The organism is Nannocystis sp. (assembly GCF_016714285.1).
GTDB lineage: Bacteria > Myxococcota_A > Polyangia > Nannocystales > Nannocystaceae > Nannocystis.
Genome location: NZ_JADJNN010000009.1, coordinates 24,470 through 38,871, shown reverse-complemented (window position 1 = coordinate 38,871; position 14,402 = coordinate 24,470). Strand labels below are relative to the sequence as shown.

At 71.4% G+C, this 14,402-nt stretch carries 11 protein-coding genes; 9 read left to right on the top strand and 2 right to left on the bottom strand.

The annotated features are described in order from the left end of the window. Positions 1 to 116 precede the first annotated feature (116 nt). A complete protein-coding gene (locus tag IPJ59_RS16865) occupies positions 117 to 971 on the bottom strand; it encodes a SprT family zinc-dependent metalloprotease (protein WP_293263539.1) in 855 nt (284 codons plus the stop codon). 246 nt (positions 972 to 1,217) lie between these two features. On the opposite strand from IPJ59_RS16865, the gene IPJ59_RS16860 reads away from it, so the two are divergent. The 4 genes from IPJ59_RS16860 to IPJ59_RS16845 are packed head-to-tail and all read left to right on the top strand — an operon-like array spanning position 1,218 to position 5,856. Continuing rightward, a complete protein-coding gene (locus IPJ59_RS16860; RefSeq protein WP_293272489.1) occupies positions 1,218 to 1,442 on the top strand; it encodes a MoaD/ThiS family protein in 225 nt (74 codons plus the stop codon). Then, complete coding sequence (locus IPJ59_RS16855) at positions 1,349 to 1,909, top strand: molybdenum cofactor biosynthesis protein MoaE (protein WP_366524622.1); 561 nt, start codon at positions 1,349 to 1,351, stop codon at positions 1,907 to 1,909. The genes IPJ59_RS16860 and IPJ59_RS16855 overlap by 94 nt, the downstream gene beginning before the upstream one ends. A gap of 40 nt (positions 1,910 to 1,949) precedes the next feature. After that, the gene (locus IPJ59_RS16850; protein ID WP_293272487.1) at positions 1,950 to 2,837 is read left to right on the top strand and encodes a hypothetical protein; all 888 of its coding nucleotides are present in this window, start codon (positions 1,950 to 1,952) and stop codon (positions 2,835 to 2,837) included. Positions 2,838 to 2,853: 16 nt separating this feature from the next. Continuing rightward, complete coding sequence (locus tag IPJ59_RS16845) at positions 2,854 to 5,856, top strand: spermine/spermidine synthase domain-containing protein (RefSeq protein ID WP_293272486.1); 3,003 nt, start codon at positions 2,854 to 2,856, stop codon at positions 5,854 to 5,856. A 17-nt stretch (positions 5,857 to 5,873) separates the two neighbouring features. Here the strand turns inward: IPJ59_RS16845 and IPJ59_RS16840 are convergent, their stop codons facing one another. Next, the gene (locus IPJ59_RS16840; protein WP_293263531.1) at positions 5,874 to 6,332 is read right to left on the bottom strand and encodes a hypothetical protein; all 459 of its coding nucleotides are present in this window, start codon (positions 6,330 to 6,332) and stop codon (positions 5,874 to 5,876) included. Positions 6,333 to 6,534: 202 nt separating this feature from the next. Here IPJ59_RS16840 and IPJ59_RS16835 point away from each other — a divergent pair, with 202 nt between their 5' ends. The 5 genes from IPJ59_RS16835 to IPJ59_RS16815 all read left to right on the top strand — a co-directional run bounded on the left by IPJ59_RS16835 (position 6,535) and on the right by IPJ59_RS16815 (position 14,361). After that, on the top strand, positions 6,535 to 8,844 hold the full coding sequence (locus tag IPJ59_RS16835) for a DUF1592 domain-containing protein (RefSeq protein ID WP_293272485.1): 2,310 nt from the start codon (positions 6,535 to 6,537) through the stop codon (positions 8,842 to 8,844). Between the two features lie 14 nt (positions 8,845 to 8,858). Continuing rightward, the gene (locus tag IPJ59_RS16830) at positions 8,859 to 10,181 is read left to right on the top strand and encodes a DUF1501 domain-containing protein (protein WP_293272484.1); all 1,323 of its coding nucleotides are present in this window, start codon (positions 8,859 to 8,861) and stop codon (positions 10,179 to 10,181) included. Between the two features lie 237 nt (positions 10,182 to 10,418). After that, positions 10,419 to 11,117, top strand: coding sequence for a porin family protein (locus IPJ59_RS16825; protein ID WP_293272483.1), 699 nt, complete (start codon positions 10,419 to 10,421; stop codon positions 11,115 to 11,117). After that, positions 11,114 to 12,850, top strand: coding sequence for an adenylate/guanylate cyclase domain-containing protein (locus tag IPJ59_RS16820; RefSeq protein ID WP_293272482.1), 1,737 nt, complete (start codon positions 11,114 to 11,116; stop codon positions 12,848 to 12,850). The genes IPJ59_RS16825 and IPJ59_RS16820 overlap by 4 nt, the downstream gene beginning before the upstream one ends. Next, positions 12,847 to 14,361 (top strand): serine/threonine-protein kinase, encoded by a 1,515-nt coding sequence (locus tag IPJ59_RS16815; RefSeq protein WP_293272481.1) that lies wholly within the window; start codon positions 12,847 to 12,849, stop codon positions 14,359 to 14,361. Before IPJ59_RS16820 ends, IPJ59_RS16815 begins: the two co-directional genes overlap by 4 nt. Positions 14,362 to 14,402: the final 41 nt, after the last annotated feature.

The following is a 14,402-nucleotide window of genomic DNA, read 5'->3' as shown; positions in this document are numbered from 1 at the left end:
TACTCGGCCATCGCTGCCGCGTCACCTGCCCCGAAACTGGCGCCCAGACCCGATCTCAGCCGGCCGTGCAGCCCCATGCGCACCGTCGAACCAACCACGGCCCGCGCCGCGCCGCCTCAACGATCGAGCAGCTTGTGCACCTGCGTCCGCTCCCACAGCACGGCCTCGGCGTAGCGCTCGAAGCGAGCCTCGGCGCGGCGAAACTCCGGCGTGTGATAGACCCGCCGACCGTCGACGATCGGCATGTCATGCACCTCGTGCAGCATCTCGTGGTAGATGATCCACGCCAGGAAGAACGGCGGCACGTCGCTGGCGTCGAGCACCGGGTGGATCCGGATCAGCTCCTCCTCCACGCTGTAGCTGCCGAGCTTGATCGACTCCCGCCCCGAGCGTCTACGCGTGCGCGGACCCCAGGTGATGCGCGCCGTGATCGCCCCGGCGAAGTAGCGCGCGTTGAGCTCATCGAAGGTGGCCTGCAGGTTGTGGTGCGCCCCCTGCACGTCGATCACCTGCGCCCGCGGCTCCGCCTGCGGCCGGATCTGATGATCGTTGTGGTCGATGTAGCGGCGCAGCAGCGCCGCCGCCTGCCGGTCCTGCGTCTGCGCGTACTGGGCCACCGCCCGCAGCACCGCCGGCGGCGCCGTCGCGAACATCTGATGCATACGCAAGGTCCACACGCCCTGCCCGCGCTTGATCGACAGCATCGTGTGCAGGTTGTCGGTGAACACCACCCGCGGCCGACCCTTCGTGAAGTACGCCCGCAGCCGCGTCTGCACCGCCAGCCGCTGCGCCTCGACGTCAGCCTCACCCTCGGCCTCCGCCTCGGCCTCAACGTCATCCTCGAGCTCGAGGTCGGCGTCGAACTCGGCGTCGAGCTCGACCTCGGTCGCCGCTGGCGAGCTCGGCGGCTCGGGCGACGGGTCCAGCACCCGCAGGAGCGCAGCCGGAGCCGTGGATCGGGGAGATTTCATGGGCGAGGCATCCGGTGGAGCGGCCAACAACGTGAGACCGGGGCGTTCCCGCAGGGCAGTCTGGATCATTCCGGTGGTTCCGCGATGAAAGTAGCGGCCGAGCGTGCTCTCGGCCGGATCAAGTGGGAGAGCACGGGTAGGATATCGTCCCACGTGACGGGCCTCGAAATTTCGGCGGACCGCCTCCCGATCGCGGGAGGGCGTCGCGAATTTGCCTTGGCCCCGGCGATCTGAGAGGGCCCGCCCATGACCGTCCGCGTCCTCCTGTTCGCCGGCCTGCGCGAGCGTCTGCGCAGCGACAGCGCCGCGCTCGAGCTGCCCGACGGCGCCACCGTCCGCGACCTGCTCGCCGCGCGCTCGCCGAGCAGCACCCGACCCTGCGCGAGCTGCTCCCGCCCTGCCGCGTCGCCGTCAACCAGGAGTTCGTCAGCGCCGACCACCCCGTCTGCGCGAGCGACGAGCTGGCCGTGATCCCCCCGGTCAGCGGCGGCCACGACGACGCGCCCGGCGACGCGAACGACGACGAGCGCGTCCGCCTCGAGACGACTCCGCTCGCGCTCGAGCGAACCGTCGCCGCGGTCGCCCACCGTCACGCGGGTGGCGTCGTCACCTTCATCGGCCAGGTCCGCGACCACAGCCGCGGCCACGCGATCGACCACCTCGAGTACGAGGCCTACGCCCCGATGGCGCTGAAGGTGATGCGAGGCATCGCCGCCGCGATCGAGGCCGAGGTCACCGGCGCCAGCGTGGCGATCCACCACCGCCTCGGCCGCCTCGAGATCGGCGAGGTCGCGGTGATCGTCGCCGCCGCCGCGCCGCACCGGGCCGAGGCCTTCACCGCCTGCCGCGCCGCGATCGAGGCGCTCAAGCAGGACGTGCCGATCTGGAAGCGTGAGGTCGCCGTCGACGGCACCACCTGGCTGGTCCAGGGTCCCTGAGCGCTGGCCAGCCGCGCTGAACTGCCCTACCGTGGCCCGCATGGCCCCCCGCGCCGCGCTCCTCCTGGTCACGCTGCTCGCCCTCGCCTGCGCCGACGGCCGCGACAACTCCGGCAACCCCTTCAGCAGCAGCGCCCCCGGCACAGCCTCGATCGGCGAGACCGGCCAGACCGCGACCACCACCAGCCCGACCTCCAGCGCGACCGATCCAGCGCTCCCGGCCTGCGGCGACGACAGCTGCGACGACGACGAGTCGTGCCTGATCTGCCCCGCCGACTGCGGCCCCTGCGAACCCAGCTGCGGCGACCTCCTGTGCAGCGGCGCCGAGGACTGTCACAGCTGCCCCGGGGACTGCGGCCCCTGCCCCAGCTACTGCGGCGACGACACCTGCGACCCGATGGAGAGCTGCTTCAACTGCCAGCCCGACTGCGGACCCTGCGGGATCAAGTGCGGCGACGACGACTGCGCCGCCAGCGAGGACTGCGAGGCCTGCCCCGCCGACTGCGGCGCCTGCCCGGCCGGCTGCGGCGACATGCAGTGCGGCGGCGACGAGACCTGCAAGACCTGCCCGCAAGACTGCGGCGCCTGCCCGCCCGCCTGCGGCGACAACCAGTGCAACGGCGACGAGACCTGCAAGACCTGCCAGCAAGACTGCGGCGCCTGCCAGCCGGTCTGCGGCGACGCGGCCTGCAACGGCGACGAGACCTGCAAGACCTGTCAGCAAGACTGCCTCGCCCAGTGCACCGCCTGCGCCTGCAAGGACCCGCCCGACCCGCAGAACTTCACCAACGTGTGCCACTGGCCGCCCAAGACCAACGGCTGCCCGCCGACCCAGCCAGGCGGCTACTGCGACCCCAACGGCGACGGCAGCTACAGCGACGCCGACTGGGTGAAGGGCTACAACGAGTACAACGACAAGTGCGGCTGAGGTATCGTCGCCGCCCATGGCGCGGCACGCTGGCCTCTTCCTCCTGTTCTTCCTCTCGGGCATCAGCGGCCTCATCTACGAGTCGATCTGGTCGCGTTACATCCGCCAGTTCGTCGGCAGCGCCGCCACGGCCCAGGTCCTGGTGCTCAGCCTGTTCATGGGCGGCATGGCTCTCGGCGCCCTCCTGTGCTCGCGCTGGCTGGCGAAGGTCCAGCGCCCCGTCCGCGCCTACGGCCTGATCGAGGGCGGCATCGGCCTCTACGCGCTGGCGTTCCCGTGGCTCGCCGCCGGGGTGATGCGCCTCTGCTACGACACCATCTTCCCCGCGCTCGGCGGCGGCCTGGCGATCGGCGCCGTCAAGTGGAGCATGGCCGGCCTGCTGATCCTCCCGCCATGCATCCTGCTCGGCATGACCTTCCCGCTGATGAGCGCCGGCATCCTCCGCCGCGACCGCGAGCGCTCCGGCGAGATCCTCAGCTTCCTCTACTTCACCAACAGCATCGGCGCGGCCCTCGGCGCCCTGCTCTCCGGCTTCGTCCTGGTCGGCCGCTTCGGCCTGCCCGGCACCCTCGCCTGCGCCGCCGCGCTCAACATCTTCATCGCCCTCGTCGCCCTCGCCCAGCGCGGCGAGCACGCCCCGATCGTCGCCCGCCCGCCCGAACCCGGTGAACCAGCGGCGCGCGCCAAGCTCGTGCGCCTGCTGTTGGTCGTCGCCTTCGGCACCGGCCTGTCCTCCTTCATGTACGAGATCGGGTGGATCCGCCTGCTGTCGATGATCATCGGCAGCGCCACCCACTCCTTCGAGGTCATGCTCTCCGCCTTCGTGTTCGGCCTCGCCGTCGGCGGCCTGTGGGTCCGCGGCAAGATGGACCGCTTCCACCGCCCGGAGCTGGTCCTCGGCTTCGTCCAGATCCTCATGGGCGTGGCCGCCGTCGCCACCCTCCCGCTCTACGGCCTCGCCGTCCAGGCCATGGGCTGGCTCATGGCCGGCGAGGGCCGCAGCGAGAGCACCTGGCTCGCCTTCAACGCCCTGCGCTACGGCCTCTGCCTCGTCATCATGTTCCCGGCCACCTTCTGCGCCGGCATGACCCTGCCGCTCATCACCCACGTCCTGCTCAAGCGCGGCCAGGCCGAGGGCATCATCGGCCGCGTCTACGGCTTCAACACCCTCGGCGCGATCGTCGGGGCCACCCTCGCCGGCCTCCTGCTCATGCCGCTCATCGGCCTCCAGCGCGTCATCGTCGTCGGCGCCATCGTCGACATCGCCCTCGGCCTGGCCCTGCTCCGCGTCGAACAGCGCAGCCCCACCGCCCCGCGCGGCATGCGACGCACCTTCACCCTCGCGGCCGCCAGCAGCGCGCTCGCCGTCGTCTACGGCCTCGCTGTGTTCCACCTCGACCCGATGGTCCTCTCGGCCACCGTCTACCGCCACGGCCGCACCCGCCTCGGCGACGGCTACGAGCTCATCTCCTACGTCGACGGCCGCACCGCCTCGGTCACGGTCATCCGCCTCACCGACGAACGCGAGTACCGCGTCATCTACACCAACGGCAAGCCCGACGCCTCGATCGTGCTCAACCGCTACCCGCCCGAACGCGACCCCATGACCGGCCCCGACATCGCCGGCGACGAGCCGAACCAGATCCTGGTCGGCCTCATCCCCATGATGATGCGCCCCGAGGCCACCCACGCCGCCCTCATCGGCTTCGGCTCCGGCGTCACCTGCCACGTCCTGCTCGGCTCGCCCGTCCTCGAGCGCCTCGACACCATCGAGATCGAGCCCGCGATGGTCGCCGGCTCGCGCAACTTCCTCCCCGTCAACGAGCGCGCCTACAGCGACCCCCGCAACCACTTCTGGTTCGACGACGCCAAGGCCTTCTTCGCCGGCGCCGCCCAGCAGTACGACCTCATCGTCTCCGAACCCACCAACCCCTGGGTCTCCGGCGTCTCCAGCCTGTTCACCGTCGAGTTCTACCGCGAGGCCAAGCGCTACCTCAAACCCAAAGGCGTGCTCGCGCAGTGGCTGCAAGGCTACGAGCTCAGCAACGAGCTGCTGCTCACCGTCCTGGCCGCGCTCGACCAGGAGTTCGCCGACTACCAGATCCTCCGCGTCGGCGACAGCGACTGGGTCATCCTCGCCGTCGCCGACGGCGAGCTCGGCCAGCTCAGCCCCACACCGCTGCAGTGGCCCGCCCTGGCCGGCGAGCTCAAGCTCATCGGCGTCCACGACATCGGCCAGATGGACGGCCTCCTGGTCGCCAACCGCCGCATGCTCCACCCCTTCCTCGTCGACAAGCCCGCCAACTCCGACGCCCACCCCCGCCTCGACACCGGCGCCGAGAAAGCCCGCTTCATGCAGGAGGCCGCCGGCTTCCTTCACTCGCTGCGCTGGACCCCCGCGCCGCTGCTCGCCGTGCTCGGCGGCGTCGAACGCCGGCCCTACCCGCCCGAGGGCATCGGCGACCTGCGCCCGCCCCACGTGTTCCGCGAGACCGAGCAAGCCGCCGCGCTCATTCGTCTCTACGACGACCCGACCACTGGTGTCGCCGAGGCGCTCTCGGTGACCGCGATGAACCTGTGGATCGACGAGCAGCGCAAGGTCGAGGCCGACCTGCCCGACTGGGACGCGTGGATCCAGCAGACCTACGGCATCTACACCGAGGTCGCCCCGCACATCGACCTGTCGCGCACCCGCTGGTGGGCCACCGTCTGCCGCACCGTGATCGAACACAAGGCCCCCGCCGAGCTCGTGTCCGTGATCGACACCCTCGACGCGCTCACGCTCCGCGACGGCCCCCGCCTCCAGCGCGGCCTCGACGACCTCAAGGCCCGCGGCAGCAAGCTCCTCAGCGCCGGCATGGTCTCGATCGCCGGCATGATCGCCCTCGAGCTGCAAGCGGCCGACGGGACCACCCGCCGCAGCTACGCCGCCGCCAACATGGACACCGTCACCGCGAGCGACGAGCCCACCGCCGAGAACCTCGCCTACCGGGCCCTGCGCGCCTACGCCGAGCGCTGACCCCACGCGACAGCGACTCAGGTCCGCAGGAAAGCCCCGAGCCGCTGCCGACTGGCCAGCAGCGCCTCGGCGAAGTCGTCCGCCGTCCGCGGACGCTTGAGCCGCAGCAGCTCGGCGAAGGGCCGCAGCAGGTCCGCCGGCATGCTGGTCTCGAGCCAGCCGAGGTCGTCCTGGGCGAAGATCTGCTCGAGCGCCATGTGCCAGCCGGTCACGCACGCGACCATCCGTCGATCCTCAAGCGCGTCGAGCTCGCAGACCCACACCTCCTGCTCCTTCACGTCGCGGATCGACCGCGCACCGTCGTTCGCGTCCCAGCACACCAGCCGCACCGTCAACACCACCCCCACCTCGTCACGCAGCGCCGCGTCCACGAACTCGAGCGACGCCAGCTCCGATCGCGCCGGGAAGGTCTCGCGCAGGAACTCCACGAAGCCCTCGAGCCCCCCGAAGCCACCGGACCCTGCTGCGTCGTCCATGCCCGCGCGACCCTATCGCAATCGGCCCCCGCACACAGCGCCGGCAGTCGGCCAGCACGTCTGCGCGCACGCGAGCCCTCGCGTGACCAGCCCAAATCCGCGGACACCCCCCGGGGCGCGCCGGCCCCAGGCGATCCGCCGCTTGTGGCCGACACGCAGCCCGGGATATCTTGCGACCCTGTTCTCTCCTGGAGGCTCTCGTATGACACGACTCCCTCGCCGGCCACGCCTCGCGCGTCCGGCTCAGGCCGCCCTGGCGGCGCTCGGGCTCCTCACGGGGCTGGCTCTCGGCTGCAAGGGCGGCCTCGGCGGCGACAGCTGCGTCTCGACCCGCGAGTACTTCGCCGACGAGGTCTGGACCAATGTGATGAGCCGCAAGTGCATCACCTGCCACGGCCCCGGCGGCGTCGCCGATGCGGCCGGCGCCGAGTTCAACCTGCTGCCGTCCTCGTACCCCGGCTTCATGGACGCCAACTTCGCCGAGGTCACCGAGAACTCGAGCGTCGCCTACGACGGCCTGTCCGCCCTGCTGGCCAAGCCCAGCGGCCAGACCAAGCACGGCGGCGGCGAGGTGATCAAGACCGACAGCGAGGAGTATCGCATCCTCGAGTCGCTGGTGAAGCAGCTCGAGAGCCCGGTCGAGTGCAGCGACGATGACCTCGCCCAGCTCGAGGGCGTCGTGGTCCTCAGCCCCGAGGAGACGCTGCGCAAAGCCAGCCTCCACCTCGTCGGCCGCCTGCCCAGCGACGCGGAGCTCAAGGAGGTCGCGGACGGCGGCGAGGATGCCCTCGCCGACGCGATCCACGGCATGCTCGACGAGGACGCCTTCTACGACCGCCTCGGCGACATCTTCAACGACCTGCTGCTGACCGACCGCTACACCGCCTACACCGGCTTTGCCGTCGACCTGATGAACGACGAGGACTACCCGGCCGCCGGCGCGTGGTGGGACGGCACCGACGGCCAGGACGACCTCCGCCTCAAGGTGAACACCGCCCTCGCGCGCGAGCCGATCGATCTGATCAACCACATCGTCCGCAACGACCGCCCCTTCAAGGACGTCCTGACCGCCGACTACACCGTGGTCAACCCGTTCTCGGCCAAGATCTATGGCCTGTCGCCCAAGTTCAAGGACCCGAACAACTACAACGAATACCAGGAGGCGAAGGTCAGCATCACCCGCGACGGCAAGAAGCTGGCGATCGCCCACGCCGGCGTGCTGACCACGCCGATGTGGCTCAACCGCTTCCCGACCACCCCGACCAACCGCAACCGCCACCGCGCGCGCATGGTCTACAAGCTGTTCCTCGCCACGGACATCCTGCGCATCGGCGAGCGGCCGATCGACCCGACCCAGTCGCTCGACTACACCAACCCCACCCGCGAGGACGGCCGCTGCACCTTCTGCCACCAGCAGATCGACCCGATCGCCGGCACCTTCCAGAACTGGGACGACTACGACCAGGAGAAGCTGGTCCCCGACCGCGAGTGGTACCCCGAGATGTACCCGCCCGGCTTCAACGGCGAGGACCTGACCAAGGCCGAGTTCCCCAAGGCCCTGCAGTGGCTCGGCCAGCACGTCGTCGAGGACCCGCGCTTCGTCGTCTCGACCGTGTACACCGTCTACCGCGGCCTCGTCGGCCAGGAGCCGCTGCTCTACCCCGCCGACCCCGACAGCCCCACCTTCAAGACCGACGTCGCCGCCTGGGAGGCCCAGGACAGCCTCCTGCGCAAGATCGGCGACGACTTCGTGGCCGCCGACTACAACCTCAAGACCATCATCGAGCAGGTGATCTTGAGCCCGTACTACCGCGGCGTCACCACCGACGAGGAGCCCAGCGAGGACAAGGCGCTCGAGCTCGCCGCCGTCGGCACCGCCCGCCTCTCGACCCCCGAGCTGCTGACCCGCAAGATCGAGGCCGTCACCGGCATCCGCTGGCTGCGCCCCTGGGACCTCAGCGAGTACCTGCGCACCGACTACAAGATCCTCTACGGCGGCATCGACTCCGACTCGATCACCCAGCGCCTCGGCCGCCTCAACGGCATCATGGCCAGCGTCTCCGCCCGCATGGCCAACGAGGTCGCCTGCGCCGTCACGGCCTGGGACCTGACCCGCCCGGTCGAGAAGCGGGTCCTGTTCCCCAAGGTCACCCTCGACCACGTCCCGCTCGGCCCCACCGGCGACGAGATCCCCGACTCGATCGCCGACATCAAGGCCAACATCGTGCACCTGCACGAGCGCATCCTCGGCGAGAAGCTCGACCTCGAAGATCCCGAGGTCGAGCGCACCTACCAGCTCTTCCTCGAGACCTGGAAGGAGGGCTCCGCCAGCGTCACCGCCGGCAAGGAGAACGCCTGGCTGAGCTGGCAGTGCATGGTCCGCGTCGACCCCAACACCCAGGTCGAGCTGCCCGAGGCGCAGCAGTTCGGCGACGACCCGGCCTACGTCATCCGCTCGTGGATGGCCGTCGTCACCTACCTGCTGTCCGACTACAAGTTCCTCTACGAGTGAGCCAGGAGACCACCATGGACCGCCGCAGTTTCATCAAGATCGCCGCCATGACCGGGCTCGCTGTCTCGGCCCCCCTCGGGGTGCGCCGCGCCTTCGCCCAGCCCGAACCCTACAAGGGCCCCTTCTTCGTGCTGGTCAACGCCAGCGGCGGCTGGGACCCCACCTACCTCTGCGACCCCAAGCCCAAGGGCGCCGTCAACCGCATCTACGACGCCCCGGCCAGCGCCGGCAAGCTGAAGTACGCGCCGATCCCCATCGACGACGCCTCGCTCGGGCTCGACCCCGGCAGCGCCGCGTACCTCATGTCGAACCAGCAGTTCTTCGAGAAGTACGCCGCCTCGCTGACGGTGCTCAACGGCATCGACATGGCGACCAACAACCACGATGGCGGCTCGCGGGCCACGTGGTCGGGGCGCCTCGCCGAGGGCTTCCCGAGCTTCGGTGCCCTGGTGGCCGCCAGCCGGGCCCCGGAGAGCTCGCTGGCCTACATCAGCAGCGGCGGCTACGACGCGACCGAGGGCCTGATCCCGCTCACGCGCATGAGCAGCATCGACGCCCTCAAGCGCGTCGCCTACCCCAACAAGATGGACCCCAACGACGCGGAGAGCGACCTCTATCACAGCAACAGCACCGCCGCCCGCATCCGCAAGGCCCAGGACGAGCGCCTCGCCGAGGCCCTCAAGCAGCAGCGCCTCCCGCGGGTCAAGGCGGCGATGAACGAGCTGATGCTCGCGCGCGCCAGCGACGACGTGCTCAAGGACCTCGTGCTCCCCGGCGAGCTGGTCACCCTCCCCGGCTATCAGCTCTCGGACCTGCAGGCGCTGCAGCAGCAGGTGCAGCTGGCCGTGGCCGCGTTCAAGGCCGGCATGGCCGTCGCCGTCAACTTAAACCTCGGCGGCTTCGACACCCACGGCAATCACGATCGTGATCAACCGCGCCAGATCGCCAAGCTGCTCAAGGGCGTCGACTTCCTGATGACCGAGGCCGAGGCCGCCGGCATCGCCGGCAACCTGGTCGTGATGATCGGCTCCGACTTCGCCCGCGGCCCCGGCTACAACGGCCCCAGCGAGTACGACGGCAAGGACCACTGGTCGATCACCAGCGCCATGCTGATGGGCAAGGGCATCGCCAAGGGCCGCGTCATCGGCGGCACCACCGACGACCAGCGCGCCCTCGCCATCGACCCCGCCTCGCTCGGCCTCAAGGAGGGCGGCAAGGTGCTCAAGCCCGAGACGATCCACCTCGCCCTGCGCAAGCTCGCCGGCGTCGGCGACAACGAGCTCGCCAAGCTGTTCCCCCTCGCCGGCGACGACATGCCCAAGCTGCTCACCGGTTGAGGCATCAGTCCCGAGCCACGGCGGAGCGCGGACCCGGGCGGGTTCGCGCTCCTGACCGTATCGACATGCCCCATGAGACAGACTCGCACGCGAGGCGCGGCCACGACCCAGCGTGACCCGCGAACGCGCGCGTGAACGTTCGCGCGAACGTCAGGCGACCACGACCACCAGCCACGCCTGCGACGGCGCGCTGCGGCCCACTGGCACGATGAGTGCAATCCTGTGACACTCCCACCGATGCGTGACGTGTCGATCGCCGCGCTGGCGCTGTGCCTGGTCTTCGCCAGCGCGTCGACCGGCCGCGCCGCCACGCCGCACGCCCGCGGCGAGGGCTGGCTCCTGCGCCACCGCCCGAGCGCCGGCCTGGCCGAGCTCGGGCTCCACGCCGGCGCCTTCTTCCCCCGCAACCACGAGCTCTACGGCCCACGCGTCGCCTACGAGCCGCTGCGCAGCGCGGGCCCCGAGCTCGGCCTGCGCTTCGCCTACTACCCGCTGGCCTTCCTCGGCCTCGAGCTCGAGTCCGCGGTGATGCCGACGCGAACGACGATCACCGACTCGCCCGCGACCGTGGTGGCCGCGCGCGGCCACCTCATCGCCCAGCTGCCCTACCGCCTCGCTCCCTTCGTGCTCGTCGGCTACGGCGCGCTCATCCAGTCGAGCCGACGCCTCGGCAACGACCTCGACTCGGCGCTGCACTACGGCGGCGGCCTCAAGCTGTTCGTCACCCGCTGGGTCGCGCTGCGCCTCGACTTCCGCGCCAACGCGACCGGCCAGCACGGCACCACGGCCGGCCGCACGCAGCACCTCGAGGCGCTGATCGGCGTGAGCGTGCCCCTCGGTCGGCGCGCCGACCCTCGCAACCAAGCTGTCCCTCAAGACAGGTGTCAGACCGCAGGCCCGAACGCCTGCGCCCGCGGGGAAGGACCGCGACCGTGACCTCGCCGCCCGCCCGCGTGCGCCTGTCGCTGCGCGCCCGCTGGACCGTCGTGCTGCTGTCGCTGGTGCTCGCGGCGATCGGCGTGTACGCGCTCCTCGGCGCCCAGATCCAGCGTCGCGGGCTCAGCGAGGCCGAACGCGCGCTGCAGGTCGCCGTCATCGACCACGTCGCCGACCTGTTCCTGCAGAACCTCGCCGACGCCGCCGACGCCACCCACCGCGTCGGCCTCATCCTCACAGAGGCCAGCATCAACGACGACGAGGCCCGCCTCCGCCTCGCCCAGGACGCCCTCGCCCGCGCCGACGCCCTCGCCCAGGTCGCCATCTACGCCCCCGACGGCGCCCTCATCGACGCCATCGCCCGCAAGAACGTCGCCAGCGAGACCCCGCCCGCCCGCGTGCCCGCAGGCCACGACTGGCTCGCGCCCGCGTACCACGACGGCATCGCCACGCTGCGCTACCTCGAGCCCGTCGACCGCGACAGCGAGCGCCGGGCCTTCGTGCTCGGTACCCTCGGCCCCAACCTCGCGACCCGCCTCGCCGACCTCTCGCGCGACCGCTTCGACGGCCGCGACGACGGCCTGCTGGTCCTCGACAGCGAGCAGCGCGTGCTGGTCGGCCCCGCCGACGGCCCGCTCGCGGTCGGCAGCTCGCTGCGAGGCAGCGACCTGCTGCAACACATCGCCGTGCCCGAGGCCGGCTTCGCCGTCGACTTCGCCGCCGCGACCGAATACAGCGACGCCACCGGCGAGGCGATGGTCGGCTCGCTGCGGGCGATCGCGCCGCTCGGCCTCGCGGTGGTCGTGCGCCGCCCCGCCAGCGCCGTCTACACCTCGCTGCGCGCCGCCCAGGAGCTGCTCCTCCTCGCCGGGGCCGCGCTAGCGGTGATCGCAGTCGTGATCGGCGGCTGGCTCGCGGGGCGAACCACCAAGTCGCTGGCCCGCCTCGTCACCCTCACCCGCGCCTACGCCCGCCGCGACTTCACCGCCCGCTGGACCCTGCGCTCGGGCGACGAGATGGACCTGCTCGGCGGCGCGATGGGTGACATGGCCGATCAACTCGCGGCCGGCGAGCGAGAGATCGAGCGCCGCGCCGCCGTCGAGGCCGACCTCTCGCGCTTCCTCCCCGCCGAGGTCGCACGGTCGATCGCCGCCGGCGAGCACACCCTCGCCCTCGGCGGCCAGCGCCGCAGCGTCAGCGTCCTGTTTGCCGACGTCGTCTCCTTCACCAGCTTCGCCGAGACCGCCGCGCCCGAGCAGGTGGTCGCCTTCCTCAACGAGCTGTTCACCGTCCTCAGCGAGGTCGTGTTCCGCCACGGCGGCACCGTCGACAAGTTCATCGGCGACTGCGTCATGGCGATCTTCGGCGCCCCCGAGGACCAGCCCGACCACGCCGCCCGCGCCCTCGCGGCCGCCGAGGACATGCACCGCTTCGTCGAGACCAGCGCCCCCGCGTGGCAGCAGAAGTACGGCGTCCTCGCCCGCCTCGCCATCGGCGTCAACACCGGCGAGGCGCTGGTCGGCAACCTCGGCAGCGAGCGCCGCATGGAGTACACGGCGATCGGCGACGCGATCAACGTCGCCGCCCGCCTCGAGGGCCTCGCGCGCCCCGGCCAGACCCTCGTCACCGCCGAGCTCGCCCGCGCCGCCGGCGACGGCTTCGACTTCGCGTCGTGCGGCGAGCACCCGCTGCGCGGCAAGAAGCTGCCCGTGGAGATCCTGGAGCTGCGATGAAGGAGACCCTCGGCACCTGCACCCGCTGCGGCGGCCGCCCCTGCATCTGCGACACCGCAAAGCTCGGCGAGACCGTGCCGCGCCTGCTCGCCACAGCCCGCCCCGACGGCGCCCACCCCGGCGACGCGGCGATGCCCGCGACCCAGATCGAACAGACGATCGCATCGCAGCTCCCGCTCGTCGCCCACGGCGACCCCGCCGCCCGCATCGGCCAGCAGCTCGGCGGCCGCTACCGCCTCGACGCGATCCTCGGCCAAGGCGGCTTCGGCACCGTCTACCGCGCGACCCACCTGGCGATCGACGAGCCCGTCGCCGTCAAGTTCCTGCGCGAGGAACTGGCGATGCACCACGAGCTGCGCGCCCGCCTGCGCCGCGAGGCCAAGGCCCTGGCCCGCCTGCGCCACCCGAACATCGTCGCCGTCCTCGACTACGACGAGCACGGCGACGCCCCCTACATCGTGATGGAGCTGGTCCGCGGCGTGACCCTCGAGAGCCAGATACTCATCGACGGCCACACCCTCCCGCTCGCCCGCGTCGCCGCGATCTTCGACGCGCTCCTGCAGGGCCTCGAGGCGGCCCACGCCGCCGCGATCGTCCACCGCGACATGAAGCCCGAGAACGTCCTCCTGCTCGCCGACGGCGGCGTCAAGATCCTCGACTTCGGCATCGCCCTCATGGCCGAACGCGAGGGCGACGCCCGCCTCACCGCCACCGGCGTCATCCAGGGCACACCCCTCTACATGGCCCCCGAACAGTGCCGCGGCCGCGATGTCGGCCCGCGCGCCGACATCTACTCCGTCGGCGTCATGCTGTTCTCCACCCTCACCGGCGAGGCCCCCTTCTCCGGCGACAGCGCCACCGACCTGATGGTCAAGCACATGTTCGTCGACCCCCCGCCGCTGCACGACCGCGGCGTGCGTCCCCAGGTCTCACCGGCGATCGAGGCCGTGGTCCGCCGCGCCCTCGCCAAGCAGCCCGAGCTCCGCCCCGACGCCGCCACCCTGCGCCACGAGCTCGCCGCCGCCTTCGCTGGCAGCGACGAGGTCAGCCGCGACCATCACAACCAAACCCAGCGTCTTCATGCCACCCACCTGTCCCGCAGCGAGCGCGGCCTGCCCCCCGCGCCCGCGCCCCTGGCCGGCGGCGAGGCGCTGCCCGAAGACGAGTGCGTCGCCCTGTGGAACCTGCCCGCCGCCCGCCGCGAGGCCCTCACCGCCGCGCTCGCGGTCCACGGCCTGCGCCCCGCGTGGCAGCTCGAAGCGCCGCGCGCCGAGCTCGACGGTCGCCGCGTCCGCGCCGTCGTGATCGACGAGCGCGACGCCGTCGAGAAGACCCGCAGCCTGCGCGCCGACCCGACCACCGCGCGCGTGCCGATCCTCGTCATCGACCTCGCCGACGTGGCCCGCACCCCCGACCTCATCCGCGCCGGCGCCAGCGACGTCGGCCTCGCCCAGATCGGCGACGAGGCCCTGTGCGCCAAGCTGCGACGAATGATCCGGAGGGGACGATGACCGCCCAGATCGGCGACGAGGCCCTGCGGCGAACGATCCGG